General features: G+C 56.6%; 18 protein-coding genes. 12 read left to right on the plus strand and 6 right to left on the minus strand.

Annotated features, from left to right (window positions below):
* Positions 1-27: 27 nt before the first annotated feature.
* From ACWKV9_RS19740 to rpoS, 3 genes are all read left to right on the plus strand, one after another.
* Positions 28-663 carry a protein-L-isoaspartate(D-aspartate) O-methyltransferase gene (locus tag ACWKV9_RS19740; protein WP_483837925.1) on the plus strand — a complete coding sequence of 212 codons (636 nt, stop codon included), beginning with the start codon at positions 28-30 and terminating at the stop codon, positions 661-663.
* Between the two features lie 189 nt (positions 664-852).
* Positions 853-1,725, plus strand: coding sequence for a peptidoglycan DD-metalloendopeptidase family protein (locus ACWKV9_RS19745; protein ID WP_483837821.1), 873 nt, complete (start codon positions 853-855; stop codon positions 1,723-1,725).
* A gap of 107 nt (positions 1,726-1,832) precedes the next feature.
* A complete protein-coding gene (gene rpoS / locus ACWKV9_RS19750) occupies positions 1,833-2,837 on the plus strand; it encodes an RNA polymerase sigma factor RpoS (protein WP_483837822.1) in 1,005 nt (334 codons plus the stop codon).
* 550 nt (positions 2,838-3,387) lie between these two features.
* Here the strand turns inward: rpoS and fdxA are convergent.
* Complete coding sequence (gene fdxA / locus ACWKV9_RS19755; protein ID WP_483837823.1) at positions 3,388-3,711, minus strand: ferredoxin FdxA; 324 nt, start codon at positions 3,709-3,711, stop codon at positions 3,388-3,390.
* Between the two features lie 239 nt (positions 3,712-3,950).
* The gene (gene mutS, locus ACWKV9_RS19760; RefSeq protein WP_483837926.1) at positions 3,951-6,518 is read right to left on the minus strand and encodes a DNA mismatch repair protein MutS; all 2,568 of its coding nucleotides are present in this window, start codon (positions 6,516-6,518) and stop codon (positions 3,951-3,953) included.
* Between the two features lie 259 nt (positions 6,519-6,777).
* On the opposite strand from mutS, the gene ACWKV9_RS19765 reads away from it, so the two are divergent.
* From ACWKV9_RS19765 to recX, 4 genes are all read left to right on the plus strand, one after another.
* Positions 6,778-6,924, plus strand: a complete 147-nt coding sequence (locus ACWKV9_RS19765; protein WP_483837824.1) for a hypothetical protein — start codon at positions 6,778-6,780, stop codon at positions 6,922-6,924.
* Positions 6,925-7,030: 106 nt separating this feature from the next.
* Positions 7,031-7,531 carry a CinA family protein gene (locus ACWKV9_RS19770; protein WP_483837825.1) on the plus strand — a complete coding sequence of 167 codons (501 nt, stop codon included), beginning with the start codon at positions 7,031-7,033 and terminating at the stop codon, positions 7,529-7,531.
* Between the two features lie 86 nt (positions 7,532-7,617).
* Positions 7,618-8,679, plus strand: a complete 1,062-nt coding sequence (gene recA / locus ACWKV9_RS19775) for a recombinase RecA (RefSeq protein WP_483837826.1) — start codon at positions 7,618-7,620, stop codon at positions 8,677-8,679.
* An 8-nt stretch (positions 8,680-8,687) separates the two neighbouring features.
* Positions 8,688-9,155, plus strand: a complete 468-nt coding sequence (gene recX / locus ACWKV9_RS19780; RefSeq protein WP_483837827.1) for a recombination regulator RecX — start codon at positions 8,688-8,690, stop codon at positions 9,153-9,155.
* A gap of 33 nt (positions 9,156-9,188) precedes the next feature.
* Here recX and ACWKV9_RS19785 read toward each other — a convergent pair whose 3' ends face one another.
* On the minus strand, positions 9,189-10,307 hold the full coding sequence (locus ACWKV9_RS19785; protein WP_483837927.1) for an LOG family protein: 1,119 nt from the start codon (positions 10,305-10,307) through the stop codon (positions 9,189-9,191).
* A 164-nt stretch (positions 10,308-10,471) separates the two neighbouring features.
* Between ACWKV9_RS19785 and ACWKV9_RS19790 the strand changes: the two genes are divergently transcribed.
* Entirely contained in the window at positions 10,472-10,615 is a 144-nt protein-coding gene (locus tag ACWKV9_RS19790; RefSeq protein WP_483837828.1) for a hypothetical protein, read from the plus strand.
* Positions 10,616-10,780: 165 nt separating this feature from the next.
* Here the strand turns inward: ACWKV9_RS19790 and ACWKV9_RS19795 are convergent, their stop codons facing one another.
* A complete protein-coding gene (locus ACWKV9_RS19795; protein WP_483837829.1) occupies positions 10,781-11,200 on the minus strand; it encodes a quorum-sensing-regulated virulence factor family protein in 420 nt (139 codons plus the stop codon).
* Between the two features lie 217 nt (positions 11,201-11,417).
* Here ACWKV9_RS19795 and ACWKV9_RS19800 point away from each other — a divergent pair, with 217 nt between their 5' ends.
* A complete protein-coding gene (locus ACWKV9_RS19800; protein ID WP_483837928.1) occupies positions 11,418-12,128 on the plus strand; it encodes a tRNA-uridine aminocarboxypropyltransferase in 711 nt (236 codons plus the stop codon).
* On the opposite strand, the gene ACWKV9_RS19805 is transcribed toward ACWKV9_RS19800, so the two are convergent.
* Positions 12,112-13,032, minus strand: coding sequence for a DMT family transporter (locus tag ACWKV9_RS19805; RefSeq protein WP_483837830.1), 921 nt, complete (start codon positions 13,030-13,032; stop codon positions 12,112-12,114). The genes ACWKV9_RS19800 and ACWKV9_RS19805 overlap by 17 nt on opposite strands.
* A gap of 228 nt (positions 13,033-13,260) precedes the next feature.
* Between ACWKV9_RS19805 and erdR the strand changes: the two genes are divergently transcribed.
* On the plus strand, positions 13,261-13,908 hold the full coding sequence (erdR, locus tag ACWKV9_RS19810) for a response regulator transcription factor ErdR (RefSeq protein WP_483837831.1): 648 nt from the start codon (positions 13,261-13,263) through the stop codon (positions 13,906-13,908).
* Between the two features lie 106 nt (positions 13,909-14,014).
* A complete protein-coding gene (locus tag ACWKV9_RS19815) occupies positions 14,015-14,383 on the plus strand; it encodes a diacylglycerol kinase (protein WP_483837832.1) in 369 nt (122 codons plus the stop codon).
* On the opposite strand, the gene ACWKV9_RS19820 is transcribed toward ACWKV9_RS19815, so the two are convergent.
* Entirely contained in the window at positions 14,384-15,310 is a 927-nt protein-coding gene (locus tag ACWKV9_RS19820) for a LysR family transcriptional regulator (protein WP_483837833.1), read from the minus strand.
* A 121-nt stretch (positions 15,311-15,431) separates the two neighbouring features.
* On the opposite strand from ACWKV9_RS19820, the gene fpr reads away from it, so the two are divergent.
* Positions 15,432-16,211, plus strand: a complete 780-nt coding sequence (gene fpr, locus ACWKV9_RS19825; protein WP_005616041.1) for a ferredoxin-NADP reductase — start codon at positions 15,432-15,434, stop codon at positions 16,209-16,211.
* Positions 16,212-16,388 lie beyond the last annotated feature (177 nt).

Consider the following 16,388-nt stretch of genomic DNA (forward strand, 5'->3'; position numbering starts at 1 on the left):
GATGACCTGCTGCGTCGCGGCGTAGGGATGACCTCCCAGCGTACGCGCGAGCGTTTGATTCAACGCTTGTATGAAGAAGGCGTATCCAACGCCCAAGTATTGGAAGTGATCCGCAAGACGCCTCGGCATTTGTTCGTCGACGAGGCATTGGCCCATCGCGCCTATGAAGACACCGCGTTACCGATCGGCCATAACCAGACCATCTCCCAGCCCTACATGGTGGCCCGAATGAGCGAGCTGCTGCTGGCGGCTGGCCCGCTGGATAAAGTGCTGGAGATTGGCACCGGATCGGGATATCAGACGGCTGTGCTGGCACAACTGGTCGAGCGCGTATTTTCAGTGGAGCGCATCAAGGTGCTTCAGGACCGGGCGAAGGAGCGTCTGGTCGAGCTGAACTTGCGCAACATGGTTTTTCGTTGGGGGGATGGCTGGGAAGGCTGGCCTGCGCTGGCGCCGTACAACGGCATCATTGTGACCGCAGTGGCGACCGATGTGCCTCAGGCGCTGCTTGATCAACTCGCGCCGGGTGGGCGTCTGGTGATTCCGGTGGGGTCGGGTGAGGTACAGCAGTTGATGCTGATCATTCGTGAAGAAAACGGATTTTCACGACACGTACTGGGCGCCGTACGCTTCGTGCCGTTGCTCAACGGACCTTTGGCGTAGTGCTCGTTTCACGCAGTAATGAATTCTCGCTGATGCCGTCTGTCTACAGGCTGGCATTTTGGCGCTTTGCCAGGATCAGGTCCCGGTAATCGTTACAACGCATATCTATACCAGCAATCGTCAAGCTGTCCGCCGTATGCTCGGCACCTCAGGCAGCTTCAATTCAGTCACCAGTAAAGGGAGTGGCGGGTGAGTCTCACAGTCATTCGGCAGCGTATGTCTTCAACAAGTTTTCAGCGGCTGGTGATTGGCATTGCCCTCAGTGTCCTGTTGGTCGGCTGTTCCAGTACCCCATCCGGCGGCGTCCGCGTCGTTGATCGCAACGGTAAACCTATCGCGCCTCAACGCCAGCCAGTCACGACCGGGCAGTATGTGGTCAAGCGTGGCGACACCCTGTTTTCCATTGCTTTCCGTTACGGTTGGGACTGGAAAGCGCTAGCGGCGCGCAACAGCATTCCTGACCCGTACACCATTCACGTGGGTCAGACCATCCGGTTTGATGGTCGCTCCAATTCCGCTTCGGGCACCGTCGCTTCAGTAGCGCCAAGGACCACGACAAGCAGCTCGACATCGCCTTCAGGGTCCCTGAAAACCACGGTTATTTCTCGTCCCGTGGGTGGCGCGCCGGTTGTTGTACCTCCGGTTGTAACGACACCTGCGACCACGCCGGTTATCGCCGGAGTGAAGTCGGCAAGCGGCTGGGCATGGCCAACAAACGGCATTTTGATCGGCAAATTCTCTTCAAACGGTAGTTTGAATAAAGGAATTGATATCGCTGGGGATTTGGGACAGCCTGTTTTGGCTGCGTCTGATGGTGCGGTGGTTTACGCCGGGAGTGGCTTGCGGGGCTACGGCGAGTTAATCATCATCAAACACAGCGATACCTACGTCAGTGCTTACGGTCACAACCGTAGGCTGTTGGTACGGGAGGGGCAGCAGGTCAAGGTCGGGCAAACAATTGCCGAGATGGGGTCGACGGGTACTGACCGGGTGAAACTGCATTTTGAGATTCGCCGCCAGGGTAAGCCTGTAGATCCGCTGGAATTTTTGCCGCGTCGTTGATCAGTTGTCAGCCTGTTCCTGCCGTAGAGGGAACAGGCTCAAGCGTTGCCAAGGAAAACACAGGCGTCGCTAGAGCTTGAGGTCGAACTCACCAAAGGACTATAACAATGGCTCTCAGCAAAGAAGCGCCGGAGTTTGACATAGACGACGAAGTTCTCCTGATGGAGCACGCAATCGTTCTGGATTCGGCATCGGACAAGAAGCCAGCTACGCCTTCTGTCCGTGCCAAGCCCAAAAACTCCACAGCGCTCAAGCAACACAAGTACATCGATTACACACGGGCGCTCGACGCCACTCAGCTGTATCTCAACGAAATTGGTTTTTCTCCTTTGCTTTCTCCGGAAGAGGAAGTCCATTTTGCGCGGCTGTCGCAAAGCGGATGTCCGGCCGGGCGCAAGCGCATGATCGAAAGCAACCTGCGGCTGGTTGTGAAGATCGCCAGACGTTACGTCAATCGTGGGCTTTCACTCCTGGATCTGATCGAAGAGGGCAACCTCGGGCTGATTCGGGCGGTAGAAAAGTTTGATCCGGAGCGCGGTTTTCGCTTCTCGACTTACGCAACCTGGTGGATTCGTCAGACCATCGAACGCGCCATCATGAACCAGACCCGGACCATCCGGTTGCCTATTCATGTGGTCAAAGAACTCAACGTTTACTTGCGTGCGGCACGCGAGTTGACACAAAAGCTCGATCACGAGCCGTCTCCTGAAGAAATCGCCAATCTGCTGGAAAAGCCGGTGGGCGAGGTCAAGCGCATGCTTGGTCTGAACGAGCGGGTTTCGTCTGTCGATGTTTCTTTAGGTCCGGACTCGGACAAAACCCTGCTCGATACTCTGACCGATGATCGTCCGACCGATCCTTGCGAGCTGCTACAGGACGATGATCTTTCTCAAAGCATCGACCAGTGGCTTTCGGAGCTCACCGATAAGCAGCGTGAGGTAGTCGTACGCCGCTTTGGATTACGCGGACACGAAAGCAGCACGCTGGAAGATGTGGGCCTGGAGATCGGTCTGACCCGGGAACGTGTCAGACAGATCCAGGTTGAAGGCCTCAAGCGCCTGCGTGAGATTCTTGAAAAAAATGGGTTGTCGAGTGAGTCACTGTTCCAGTGATGAGCTGACTGCCTACGTAAAAAAATAGCCCCGACCATTCGGGGCTTTTTTATGCCTGCGCCAAAGGTGCGGGAATCGAGTAGCGGTTTATCTCGACGGGATTTGAATGGCGTAATTCATATGATTTTTTAGAGGGTCAGCTTCGGACTTCGCCTGTAAGCGATCGCTTACTTGTGCTGTAAGCGATGTTGGTATCAGGGGGGAAGTTTTAAGTCCGAAGGAAGTAGGATGATTCTTATGTATTTGATTTATAACGATATCTATAAAGTATTGGGTGCGCGCAGGTATTTTTTTGTAAGGTTTGGGTGGTTGCGAACAGCGCTCAAACCACTAATATCAGAACTGTGTCGAGGGATCGACGCAAGCGGTCAAGGAAGACTGCTCAAGGACATCGCAGGACGCGATTCATCAGGATGATGAGAAGGATTAAAGGGATTAAGGAAAAAATGTGGGCGGGTCATACCGCCCCTTTTTTCGCCTGCAGAAAAGTGCTCAGGCCATCTGAAAGTAAAAAGGGCCCAAACGAGGCCCTCTGCTGGTGTCGCCTTGATCAGCGTTCCAGATCGGCAATCTTCCCGGTCTTGCCATCCCACTCTTTCGCATCAGGCAACGCATCTTTGCGTTCGGTGATGTTCGGCCAGATGTCTGCCAGCTCAGCGTTCAATTCCGTGAAGTTCTCCATGCCAGCGGGCACTTCATCTTCTGAGAAAATCGCATTGGCGGGACACTCAGGCTCACACAACGCACAGTCGATGCACTCATCCGGGTGAATCACCAGGAAATTCGGGCCTTCGTAGAAGCAGTCCACCGGACATACTTCTACGCAGTCGGTGTACTTGCACTTGATGCAGTTGTCGGTGACGACGAAGGTCATTTCTAATTCTCTCCTCAGGCGGCGGCAGCAAAGCCCTGCACGCGGGGCTGCTAGGTTCGGGAAGTCCCCCGGCCGTTAAAACTCAGCTTTTGCCAAGCAGCGCGCTGATTGTTTACCTCAGCTGCACTGCTCGACCCTGGTTCGCTGCGTTTAAGCACGGCTCGGATTCTATGAAGCCAGGCTAAAAGCTCACAGCATCCCAAACCGCGCGGGATTCTAGCAGCTTGTTACGATTCTCGTTAGAGCCGTGTTTGCAATACGTACAACAAGTCCAACGCCTGACGCGGTGTCATGTCATCTACTTTGACTTTCGACAGCTCTTCGAGCACTGGGTGCGGCAGACTTGCGAACAAGTCGCTCTGCATGGGAACCGGCGGCTTGCCAGGTTTCGCCTTGGGCTGTTCGTGGGGCAGGCTGGTGGTTTCAAGGCGCTGCAGATGCTCCTTGGCGCGACTGATGACCTTTGAGGGAACCCCCGCCAGTTGCGCAACCGCCAAGCCATAACTCTGACTGGCAGGACCAGGCAGAACACGGTGAAGAAACACGATGCGTTCGTTATGCTCGGTTGCGTTCAGGTGTACGTTGGCCACCAACGGCTCGCTTTCCGGGAGCACGGTCAATTCAAAGTAATGCGTTGCGAACAGCGTATAGGCACGGAGTTGCGCCAGGCATTCCGCCGCCGCCCAGGCCAGCGATAGACCGTCGAAGGTACTCGTGCCGCGTCCGACTTCGTCCATCAGCACAAGGCTTTTGTCGGTGGCGTTGTGCAGAATGTTCGCGGTCTCACTCATTTCCACCATGAACGTAGAACGACCGCCAGCGAGGTCATCGCTCGAGCCGATCCGGGTAAAAATCCGGTCGACGAGAGACAGTTCGCAGCTGGCTGCAGGCACGTAACTGCCAATATGTGCCAGCAGAACGATCAGCGCGGTCTGGCGCATGTAAGTGGATTTACCGCCCATGTTCGGGCCCGTAATGACCAGCATGCGCGTGTTGTCGTCCAGCGCCAGATCGTTGGCCACAAACGGGGAGGCGAGTACCTGTTCAACCACCGGATGACGGCCTTGCTCGATGCGCATGCAGGGCTCATCGACGAAGCGCGGGCAGTTCAGGTCCAGATTCAGTGCCCGCTCGGCCAGATTACTCAGCACGTCCAGTTCTGCAAGCGCCGCGGCGGTGTCCTGCAGTGGCGCAAGGTGGCTGATCAAATCTTCGAGCAGTGCTTCGTAGAGCATCTTCTCCCGCGCCAGCGCGCGGCTCTTGGCAGAGAGTGCCTTGTCTTCGAATTCCTTGAGTTCTGGCGTGATGAAGCGCTCGGCGCCTTTGAGCGTCTGGCGTCGAATGTAATCAGCGGGGGCCTGTTCGGCCTGCTTGCTTGGCAGCTCGATAAAGTAGCCGTGCACGCGGTTGTACCCAACCTTCAAATGCGACAAACCGGTACGAGCCTTTTCGCGGGTTTCGAGATCAATCAAGAACTGACCAGCGTTTTCGCTCAGCGATTGCAGCTCGTCGAGTTCGGCGTCGTAACCGGTTTTCAGCACGCCGCCGTCACGGATGATGGCAGGTGGATTGTCATTAATTGCGCGTTGCAGCAAGTCGGCCAGTTCCGGGTAGGTGCTGGTGGTCAGTGCCAGTTGCTGCAGGTGTGGGGTGTCCAGGTCGACCATGGCCAGTTGCAATTCCGGCAACGCGCCGAGTGCGTCACGCAGTCTCGCCAGGTCCCGCGGGCGGGCGTTGCGCAAGCCGATCCGCGCCAGGATTCGCTCGATGTCACCGATCTCCTTGAGCTGCGGCTGGAGTTTCTCAAAGCGATACTGTTCGAGCAGGCAGGTGATCGATTGCTGACGCGCCTGGAGGATATTCAGGTCTCGCAGCGGGCGGTTGAGCCAACGGGTCAGCAGGCGCGTGCCCATGGCGGTCTGGCAGCGGTCCACTACCGATTGCAGCGTGTTTTCGCGACCGCCAGACAGGTTGGTGTCCAGCTCCAGATTGCGTCGGCTGGCGCCATCCAGCACCACCGTGTCGTCCAGGCGTTCATGTCGCAAGCTGCGCAAATGCGGCAGGGCGGTGCGCTGGGTTTCCTTGGCGTAACCCAGCAGACAGCCGGCAGCGCCAATCGCCAGTGTCAGGTTCTCGCAACCGAAGCCTTTTAAGTCCTGAGTCGAAAACTGTTGGCACAGGCTTTTGTGCGCCGAGTCACGCTCAAAGTCCCACGGCGCACGACGACGAGCGCCACGACGTTTCTCGGCGGGCAACCCCTGAGGCCAGTCATCCGGGATCAACAGCTCCACTGGATTGATGCGTTCCAGTTCTGCGAGCAGATTTTCCCAGCCCTTGATTTCAAGCACGCTGAAGTTGCCGCTGGTGATGTCCAGAACGGCCAGCCCGAACAGGCGCTCATCGCCCAACACGGCAGCAATGAGGTTGTCGCGGCGCTCGTCGAGCAGGGCTTCGTCACTGACGGTACCCGGCGTGATGATGCGTACCACTTGCCGATCAACGGGGCCTTTGCTGGTCGCCGGATCGCCGATCTGTTCGCAGATCACCACCGACTCGCCCAGCTTGACCAGTTTTGCCAGATAGCCTTCGGCCGCGTGATACGGAATGCCGCACATGGGGATGCTCTGGCCCGCCGACTGACCCCGCGCCGTCAAAGTGATATCCAGCAGCTTGGCGGCTTTCTTGGCGTCTTCGTAGAAGATCTCGTAGAAGTCGCCCATGCGGTAGAACATCAACTGGTCCGGATGCTGGTTTTTCAGCTTCCAGTACTGCTGCATCATCGGCGTGTGTGCGGAGAGATCGGAAATTGCTTTATTCATCAGGTATTTAGGCAAATTCGTTGGGAGGTGGGGGCAAATACGGGACAGCGGACTGGAATACCACCTACATGGTCTGTCGATATGTCCGATTGCTTTTGCGATGGGCGCAAGGTTAACACGCGCACTTGAGGGGCGCCGAACCGGTGCAATCGTCACCCTTCATTTCAAATCGATATTTTTTGCGGATTGCTCGCTAGGCTGTCGGAACCGCCGCCAATTAAGGCGGCTCATATCAAAAGGACTTTATATGAAAAGAAAACGTGGGCGTGATTCGGTGAATGGACGCTTCATTCCGCTCGAGGAAGCCAAGCGTCGTCCGAACGAAACCGTGATTGAAACAGTCAAAAAACCCTGCCCTCAAAAAGAGCGCACCGCAGAAAAGGAACCCGCTTAGGTGGGCGTTCAGCCGGCGGCTACTTCGGTAGCCGTTCCGGGCCTTGCACCAGAATCTGCCTCGTGTACGGTATCGTTTTTTACCCACCCCCACAGGAACATCTGCTTTGGATGAGATCTCGCAACTGGCCGCGGCATTGGGTAAAACCTTGCGGGCATCGGGCGCCCAAGTGACCACCGCCGAGTCTTGCACTGGCGGTGGTATCGCGGAGGCTATTACGCGTATTCCCGGCAGCTCTGCATGGTTCGAAGCAGGTTATGTGACTTACTCCAATGCTCAGAAGACTCGACAGCTGGGTGTGCCGAGCGATTTGTTTCAGTCAGTGGGTGCCGTCAGTCGGGAAGTCGTCGAAGCCATGGTCGTTGGCGCGCTTGAGAAAAGCGACGCACAGTTTGCAGTGGCGGTCAGTGGTGTCGCAGGTCCGGATGGCGGCTCCCTCGACAAGCCTGTCGGCACGGTATGGATCTGCTGGGGCGCTGGCGAGCAGTTACACACCAGCCGCTGGCATTTCGACGGAGACCGGGATGCGGTTCGCCGACAAACGGTGAAGGCCGCGCTAGAGGGGCTGGTACGGCTCGCTTCTGGAGAAATACCAAACCGGGGGTAGGCGCGCGCCGAACCCTGTGGAATAATACTGTCTACTTATACAGTTGTGTCGGCCGTCAGGCCCCAAATTATTACGTGAGGACTTCAATGGACGACAACAAGAAGAAAGCCTTGGCTGCGGCCTTGGGTCAGATCGAGCGTCAGTTCGGCAAAGGTGCCGTAATGCGCATGGGTGACCATGACCGCCAGGCTATTCCTTCTATCTCTACCGGCTCGCTCGGTCTCGATATCGCATTGGGTATCGGCGGCCTGCCAAAAGGCCGGATCGTGGAAATCTACGGTCCTGAGTCTTCCGGTAAAACCACTCTTACCCTGTCGGTGATCGCCGAAGCCCAGAAAATGGGCGCAACGTGCGCGTTCGTCGATGCTGAGCACGCCCTCGATCCTGAATACGCCCTCAAGCTGGGCGTCAATGTTGACGACCTGCTGGTTTCGCAACCGGATACCGGTGAGCAAGCGCTGGAAATCACCGACATGCTGGTGCGTTCCAACGCCATCGACGTCATCGTTGTCGACTCCGTTGCGGCACTGGTGCCGAAGGCCGAAATCGAAGGCGAAATGGGCGACATGCACGTCGGCCTGCAAGCCCGCCTGATGTCTCAGGCACTTCGTAAAATCACCGGTAACATCAAAAACGCCAACTGTCTGGTCATCTTCATCAACCAGATCCGTATGAAGATCGGCGTCATGTTCGGTAGCCCGGAAACCACCACCGGTGGTAACGCGCTGAAGTTCTACGCTTCGGTCCGCCTCGACATCCGCCGCACTGGCGCGGTGAAAGAGGGTGATGAGGTCGTTGGTAGTGAAACCCGCGTCAAGGTCGTGAAGAACAAAGTGGCTCCGCCGTTCCGTCAGGCTGAGTTCCAGATTCTTTATGGCAAGGGCATCTACCGTAACGGCGAAATCATCGACCTCGGTGTACTTCATGGCTTCCTGGAAAAATCAGGCGCCTGGTACAGCTATCAGGGCAGCAAGATCGGTCAGGGCAAGGCTAACTCAGCCAAGTTCCTGCAGGACAATCCTGAAATTGGCGCCACCGTCGAGAAGCAGATCCGCGAAAAACTGCTGACCGCCGCACCTGACGTCAAAGCTCAATCGACCCGTGTTCCTCAGGACGATTTGGCTGAAGTCGAAGACGCCGACATCTGATCACGTCTATGTCAGCGGTACTTGATACACCCGTCGCCATACGGCGCACTGCAATGGACCTGCTCGCACGTCGCGAGCACGGTCGGGTCGAGCTGACGCGTAAATTGCGTCAGCGCGGCGCTCCCCCTGAGTTGATTGATGCTGCCCTCGACCGTTTGACGGAAGAGGGTCTGCTCTCCGAATCCCGTTATCTCGAAAGTTTTGTCTCGTACCGTGCCCGATCAGGCTACGGCCCTTCGCGCATTCGCGAAGAGCTGGGGCAGCGCGGTCTGCAGCGCGACGATATCGAGCGCGCGCTGAGAGAGTGCGGTATTGATTGGCAAGAAAAGCTCGAAGAAACCTGGAACCGAAAATTTTCCGGACAGCTACCTACTGATATTCGCGAGCGGGCTCGTCAAAACCGTTTCCTGAGTTATCGTGGCTATCCGCTGGAGATGATCGGCCGCCTGTTAAGCGGCCGCAGAATGGACGACTGAGGCAGCCTCCTCTGACTGCCCGTACGTCCCGCCTCATGTTTCCCGCAGCGGCTCACGGGTCTGAACGGTATCTGATTGCGAAGTCGTCACCCAATTCCCCGACTGGTTGATGAAGTTCACCAGTTCGCGCAGACGTCCTTGCGTCCGGCCATTGAAATTGAATGCCAGGCGAGTCAAGTCGCTGAACTGTACGTCATCGTGTTCCTCACCCATATACACGTGCTGATGGAAGTCGTCGTTCTGGCGCAAGTCAGCAAATGCATCATGGATATGAGCCAATGCCGAGTCGTTTAGCGCATGGCGCATGCGGATGACGAACTTCTTTTTCAGCCAGCGGGTTGAATGGAAGTTGCTGTAGAACTGATTGATTTCCTCAACCGCTTCATCTGCGCTGTAAACCAGTTTAAGCAGGTTCATGTCGGCGGCCAGGATGTAATGGTTGCCTTCCAGCTCTTGCTTGATGAAATCAAGCGCTCCTTTCCAGAATGTACCGCCCGGTGCGTCCAGCAAAACGATTGGCACCAGCGGGCTCTTTCCCGTCTGGATCAACGTGAGCACTTCCAGAGCCTCATCCAGCGTACCGAAGCCGCCAGGGCAGAGGACCAAAGCGTCAGCTTCCTTGACGAAGAACAACTTGCGGGTGAAAAAGAAGTGGAAGGGCAGTAAGTGATCAGTGCCATCGACGGTTGCGTTGGCGTGTTGTTCAAATGGCAAAGTGATGTTGAAACCAAGGCTGTGATCCAGACCGGCCCCCTCGTGAGCCGCAGCCATAATTCCGCCGCCTCCACCGGTGATCACCATCAAGTCCGAGGCGGCAAGCTTGGCTCCCAGCTCTTGGGCCAGAGCATAGACGGGGTGCTCGCGCGGAGTGCGTGCGGAGCCAAAAACGGTCACCTTGCGCTGGCCCTTGAAGGCATCAAGCACGCGAAAGGCGTTTTCCAATTCGCGCAGCGCCTGCAAAGTGATCTTGGCGTTCCAGCGATTGCGATCGTCCTGAGCCATGCGCAGGACAGTCAGCATCATGTCGCGGTACAGCCCGATGTTAGGGCTGTCGGGTGCTACTCGATTGATTTGCTCTTCGATACTGTTAACGAGATCAGCACCGTTGCTTTGAAAATGGGAAGACAGGGCATCATTAGATTCGTACGGCATTAAAGCTTTCTCCTTCTGCAGAATCATCGACCCGTCGTTTATGACCGATCGCGACGCATCATGCGTCGCTGCTGGCAGCCTCTTATGGTGAAGGCGCGCACGGATGAAATGCCACACTCATCCACACTGATTCTGCCTTTGTCCTGGGTTTAAAAAATATCGTTGTGGATAACACGCTCGGCAATCCGGGCTTGCCTAAAGACAATCACATTGCTCAGGTCGCTGCCGTTGATGATGTGCCTATAAGCGCCGCTCAGGCAACAGCCGTCGAGGCTGGCGGTGATGAAGAACTGAATCGGCAGGTTTAGCGGTCAGTTGATCGACGCAGCGAAAAGCAATCACACGACCCTTGGGCAAGAGTACATGGGACGATTGGCGTCAGGAGGGGATAAACGCATTGCATGCAGTCGTTATAGGCAGACATGCACGCCGACGATCTGGAGCGACGCGCAGTCAAGCACTAAGCTGGCGAACTATTTTTTGGCGGGTTTCGCGGCACAGTCAGCAGCGGTAAAGACCTGGCTGGTGATAGGGCGGTTAGTCTTGTACTCAGAGAACTGATACTTGAGCGTCGCGCCTTTAGCCATCAGCTGACGAAACCCGGTGTTGTGGCAAACGCTACTGCCCAGCTGGTTGCGCACGGCATCAGGGTTCGTGCGCATTTGCTGCGCTTGGCCCGACTGCACGCTCAGGTGGTTGATCAGCTCCTTGCCGTTAACGGTGTAGCCCTGATCCAGAATGTCTTCGTTAATGGCTCGGGGGGTGCCGACGCTGCTTTCCGTCGCAACTTTTTCCAGCATTTTGCTCAGTTCGAAATCCTGCTTCGACGCCGCTTGGGCGCAAAGGGGAGCGACGAGTAAAAGCGTGAGGGTAGGGACGATGAGGCGCAGCATTAAATTCTCCTGGTTCAGTGAATGGGCGTTGGACCCAACATAGGTGCAGGCGTTCACTGGCGGCACGGGTGCTTTGAAGCGCCGCAGTATAGGTGAGTCGCCGGGGCCGACACCAGTCAGTGCGCAGTGTCTGCTAGAATCCGCCGACTTTTTTACCTGAGCTTCCCCCTCCGATGTGCATCCTTACCCCGATCAATTGCCCATGGCTGACGACGCAATGAGCCACGCGGTGTCTCGTCTGCGTGCCGAGCGTCTGGCGCGCAGTACCAAGCCTTTTATCGCGAGGGGATCGCGTGCGCCTCGCTGTGCAGGTTGTAGGGTCATTGACAGCTACTGCCTTTGCGCGTGGAAGCCAGAGGTCCAGGCTCTTTCGGCGATGTGCCTGTTGATGTACGACACAGAGCCGCTCAAACCGACCAATACGGGTTGGTTGATCGCTGACGTAATTAAAGACACCGAAGCTTTTGGCTGGTCGCGCGTCGACGTGGACGCCCAGTTGCTCGCATTGCTCAGCGATCCGCAATGGCAGCCTTATATTGTCTTTCCTGGGGAGTTCGTTGCGCCGGAACGCGTGGTCACTGAGGTCTCTGTCGAGAAGGGCAAGCGCCCGTTGTTCATTCTGCTGGACGCTACCTGGAACGAAGCGCGCAAGATGTTTCGCAAAAGTCCCTACCTTGATCGCCTACCGGTGCTAAGTCTGGCGCCGGAGCAGATGTCGCGCTATCGCTTGCGGCGATCCAAACGCGACGACCATTTTTGTACGGCGGAAGTGGCGGCTTTGTGCCTGGAGTTGGCCGGTGACAACGTCGCGGCGGGCGTGCTCGACGCCTATCTGGATGTGTTCAGCGCGCATTATCTTGGGGCAAAATTCCAACGTCCGATCAATCTGGACGATGCTGCGCACACCCATCTCAAGGCTTTTCTATAAGCGCGTTGGTGTGAGCAATGAGGTCGGCGTCTTTGCGTGGCCATAACTGCGCCAATAGCATTCCGGCAAGCATCAGGGCGCAGCCCAGGTAGCCGCGCATCTGCAGGGATTCGCCCAACAGCCAAGCGCCTGCGATAGCCGCGAATACGGCTTCCATCGAGAAAATGATGGCAGCGTGAGAAGCGATGGCGTCTTTTTGGGCGACGACTTGCAGTGTGTAGCCGATGCCAACAGCTACCACGCCGCCGTAGAGCAGCGAGGGTAGAGCACTGACAATCGAAGAAAGCTCGATGGGTTCGAAGCCGACCGCCAGCAACAGGCTGACTACCGCGCAGGTGGCAAACTGCAAAAACGCCAGACGGATTGGATCGTGACGGCTGGCAAATACGCCCACCAGCACCACGTGTCCGCCCCACACAAACGCCCCGATCAGTTGCAGCCAGTCGCCTGACGCGACATGGAAATTGTCGCCAACGCTGAGCAAGAACATGCCGATCACTGCCAGCGCGCAGCCAATCCAGATCCCGACACCGGTTTTATGTCCCAGCATCAGACCCAGAAGCGGAACTACAATCACATACAACCCGGTGATGAACCCGGAGTTAGTCACACTGGTAAACAGCAGGCCTACTTGCTGCAGGTTTATGCCCAGCGCTAGTGCAACACCCATGATTACGCCGCCCTGCAGCAGTCCGCGGGTCAACAGGGGTTCAGGTGGCGGCCCTTCGGCAGGGCGGCGAAGAATCAACGGAAGCAGGCACAGTGAGCCCAGCGCAAAACGCAATCCGGAAAACAGATAGGGGCCGATGTGATCCATTGCGGCAGTCTGTGCGACAAAGCCGGAACCCCAGATCATGGCTATAAGCAGCATCAGCAGATCGGCGCGAAGGGCTTTTTTTCTCATGGTACGGCTCAACGGGTCAGGGGCCGCAGACTTTGCCGTAAAGCGCCGAACTTGACCACCCCGGATTCGCTGGGCATCCTTGGCGCCGCGTGACTGCCTGAACGCCGTTTTCTGCATGTCTGGCGTTGTATGCGCCCCGTTGGCGCAGCGTGTATGTGTTGGCATTCGCGGGTGCCATCGCGACGACTGAATCCTTCAGCCATCGCCTATAAAAACAGGATCATTGAAATGACCTACGACATCCTGATCGCCGATGACCACCCTCTGTTTCGCAGCGCCTTGCATCAAGCATTGACGCTAGGCCTTGGGCCCGATGCGCGGCTGGTGGAAGCGGAGAGCATCGCTGATCTGGAAGCGCGCCTGAACGAAAAGTCGGATTGGGATCTGGTCCTGCTGGACCTGAACATGCCAGGCGCGTACGGGTTTTCCGGTTTGGTGCTGTTACGCGGACAATATCCTCAGGTGCCCGTGGTGATGGTTTCAGCCCAGGAAGAAGCGTCGGTGGTGGTGAAGTCCAGAGAGTTCGGCGCCAGTGGCTTCATTCCCAAGTCAAGTTCACTCCAAACCATCCAGCAAGCGGTTCGTCTGGTACTCGATGGTGATGTCTGGTGGCCGCCGCAGGTCAACGAAACAATCAGTGTGTCACCCGAAGCCAAGGCGGCGAGCCAGGGTCTGGCCAGCCTGACACCACAGCAGTTTCGGGTACTGACGATGGTCTGTGAAGGGTTATTGAACAAGCAGATCGCCTATGAATTGAGCGTTTCCGAAGCAACCATCAAGGCTCACGTCACAGCGATATTCCGCAAACTCAACGTTCGCACTCGAACCCAGGCCGCGCTGCTGTTGCAACAATTGGAATCGATTGCGCCGAGCTAAGGTGCCTTTCATCCAGCGTTTGCGGGCTAACCGTCGGTAAGTCTTCACACATTTTTGACTGGCTCTGCACTAGCCTCCCTCGTCCTCATTATTAGTAGCCTTATTTATGTCTTCGCCCTTCAAAGGTCAAACCGGCCTAAAACGTATTCTCAACGCATCGGGTTATTCGCTCGACGGCCTGACCGCTGCTTTCAAGGGTGAGGCTGCGTTCCGTCAGTTGGTCATGCTGAACGTCATCCTGATTCCCATCTCGTTCCTGCTGAACGTCAGCCGTGTCGAGCGGGCCTTGCTGATTGCAGTCTGCCTGCTGGCGCTGATTGTCGAGCTGCTGAATTCGGCCATTGAAGCAGCGATTGATCGTATTTCCCTTGACCGTCATCCCCTGTCCAAGAACGCCAAAGACATGGGCAGCGCTGCGCAGTTTGTGGCACTCACGATGATCGGAGCGGTCTGGTTACTGATTCTGCTTGGCTAATCAGGCAATGCTGGGCAAGACAATCTCATCGCTGCGGCGCACACCCGCAGTGAATGAGCGACAAAGGTCGAGGAATTCGCGAATCGCCGATGTCTGATATTTCTGCTTGTGCCAGATGAAATAAAACTGCCGCACCAAATCCAGTTCCGGCGTCTCTACCGCCACCAGACTTCCCCGTCGAAACGCGTCGCGCAGTGCCAGGCGTGAAATACAGCCAATCCCCAGTCCTGACTCCACAGCGCGCTTGATCGCTTCGGTGTGCTCAAGCTCCAGTCGCACGTTCAGACTGTTGAGGTGGTGGCGCATGGCTTGATCGAAGGTCAGCCGAGTGCCCGATCCTTGCTCGCGCAGAATCCAGGCTTCCCTGGTCAGCTCCTCCAGGCTCGCTTTACCCCGTTTGGCCAGCGGATGCTGTGGCGCGCAGAACACCACCAACTCATCCTCCACCCACGTCTGCACCTCGATGTCCGGGTGGCTGCAATCACCTTCGATCAGTCCCAGGTCAATTTCGTAGTGAGCGACTTGCTGCACGATGTTGGCCGTATTTTGCACGTGCAATTTCACCTGGCTTTCAGGGTGGCGCTGCATGAAGCTGCCGATCAGCAGCGTCGCCAGATAGTTGCCGATGGTCAGCGTGGCGCCGACCGCCAGTGAGCCGAAGCCTGACTTGCCATTGAGCAGGTCTTCGATTTCCTTGGCCTGATCGAGCAGCGCGACGGCTTGCGGGAGCAGTTGCCGACCCGTGGCATTGAGGCTGAGGCGCTTACCGGCGCGATCAAACAGCTGGCAACTGGACTGACGCTCCAGTTCAGTTACCGACGTACTGGCCGCCGATTGCGAAAGAGAAAGCTGCACCGCAGCACGGGAAACGCTTTCCTGCTGGGCGACGGCGACGAAGACCTGGAGCTGACGAAGAGTAAATCGCATATCTATATAACCGATAACCCATATCTTAATAATTCAGTTAACAGATATTGTGTCTGCCACTAGAATGTCGCGCAATGGCGCATTCACCGGCGCAGGCATATTTCAGGAGTTCCCACGTACCATGAGCAACATGAATCACGAGCGTGTCCTCAGCGTCCATCACTGGAACGACACCCTCTTCAGTTTCAAGTGCACCCGTGACCCAGGCCTGCGATTTGAGAACGGTCAGTTCGTCATGATCGGACTGCAGCAGCCTAACGGGCGCCCGCTCATGCGTGCTTACTCCATCGCCAGCCCGAACTGGGAGGAGCATCTTGAGTTCTTCAGCATCAAGGTTCCGGACGGTCCGCTGACCTCGCAACTTCAGCACTTGAAGGAAGGCGACGAGATCATCATCAGCAAAAAGCCTACGGGCACGCTGGTACTGGATGACTTGAAGCCTGGCAAACACCTTTATCTGCTCAGCACCGGTACGGGTTTGGCGCCTTTCATGAGCGTGATTCAGGACCCGGAAACCTACGAGCGCTTCGAGAAAGTCATCCTCTGCCACGGCGTACGCTACGTGAACGAAGTCGCTTACCGCGAGTTCATCACCGAGCATCTGCCGCAGAACGAATTCTTCGGCGAATCCCTGCGTGACAAGCTGATTTACTATCCCACTGTTACGCGCGAGCCTTTCGAAAACGAAGGCCGCCTGACTGACCTGATGCGCAGCGGCAAGTTGTTCAGCGATATCGGTCTGCCACCGATCAACCCGCAGGACGACCGCGCCATGTTGTGCGGTAGCCCGAGCATGCTCGACGAGACAAGCGAAGTACTGAACAGCTTCGGCCTGACCGTTTCGCCACGTATGCGCGAGCCGGGTGATTACCTGATCGAGCGGGCGTTTGTAGAGAAGTAATTTCGGCTAACGCCACCTGACTTTGTAGGAGCTGCCGAAGGCTGCGATAAGAGCTGAATGCTGTTTATCGATTCGATCTGATCGCAGCCTTCGGCAGCTCCTACAGGGGGAATGTGTATTTCACGTTCCGCGTGTACAAAAAAACCGCCTGGAGGTCACGGACCAGGCGGTTTTTTT

It is taken from the genome of Pseudomonas corni, assembly GCF_057128765.1.

Coding starts and splice junctions, on each gene's coding strand:
- ACWKV9_RS19740 (WP_483837925.1), top strand. CDS start 28: ATGACCTCCCAGCGTACGCGCGAGCGTTTGATTCAACGCTTGTATGAA.
- rpoS (WP_483837822.1), top strand. CDS start 1,833: ATGGCTCTCAGCAAAGAAGCGCCGGAGTTTGACATAGACGACGAAGTT.
- fdxA (WP_483837823.1), bottom strand. CDS start 3,711: ATGACCTTCGTCGTCACCGACAACTGCATCAAGTGCAAGTACACCGAC.
- ACWKV9_RS19765 (WP_483837824.1), top strand. CDS start 6,778: ATGAAAAGAAAACGTGGGCGTGATTCGGTGAATGGACGCTTCATTCCG.
- recA (WP_483837826.1), top strand. CDS start 7,618: ATGGACGACAACAAGAAGAAAGCCTTGGCTGCGGCCTTGGGTCAGATC.
- recX (WP_483837827.1), top strand. CDS start 8,688: ATGTCAGCGGTACTTGATACACCCGTCGCCATACGGCGCACTGCAATG.
- ACWKV9_RS19785 (WP_483837927.1), bottom strand. CDS start 10,307: ATGCCGTACGAATCTAATGATGCCCTGTCTTCCCATTTTCAAAGCAAC.
- ACWKV9_RS19795 (WP_483837829.1), bottom strand. CDS start 11,200: ATGCTGCGCCTCATCGTCCCTACCCTCACGCTTTTACTCGTCGCTCCC.
- ACWKV9_RS19800 (WP_483837928.1), top strand. CDS start 11,418: ATGAGCCACGCGGTGTCTCGTCTGCGTGCCGAGCGTCTGGCGCGCAGT.
- ACWKV9_RS19805 (WP_483837830.1), bottom strand. CDS start 13,032: ATGAGAAAAAAAGCCCTTCGCGCCGATCTGCTGATGCTGCTTATAGCC.
- erdR (WP_483837831.1), top strand. CDS start 13,261: ATGACCTACGACATCCTGATCGCCGATGACCACCCTCTGTTTCGCAGC.
- ACWKV9_RS19815 (WP_483837832.1), top strand. CDS start 14,015: ATGTCTTCGCCCTTCAAAGGTCAAACCGGCCTAAAACGTATTCTCAAC.
- ACWKV9_RS19820 (WP_483837833.1), bottom strand. CDS start 15,310: ATGCGATTTACTCTTCGTCAGCTCCAGGTCTTCGTCGCCGTCGCCCAG.
- fpr (WP_005616041.1), top strand. CDS start 15,432: ATGAGCAACATGAATCACGAGCGTGTCCTCAGCGTCCATCACTGGAAC.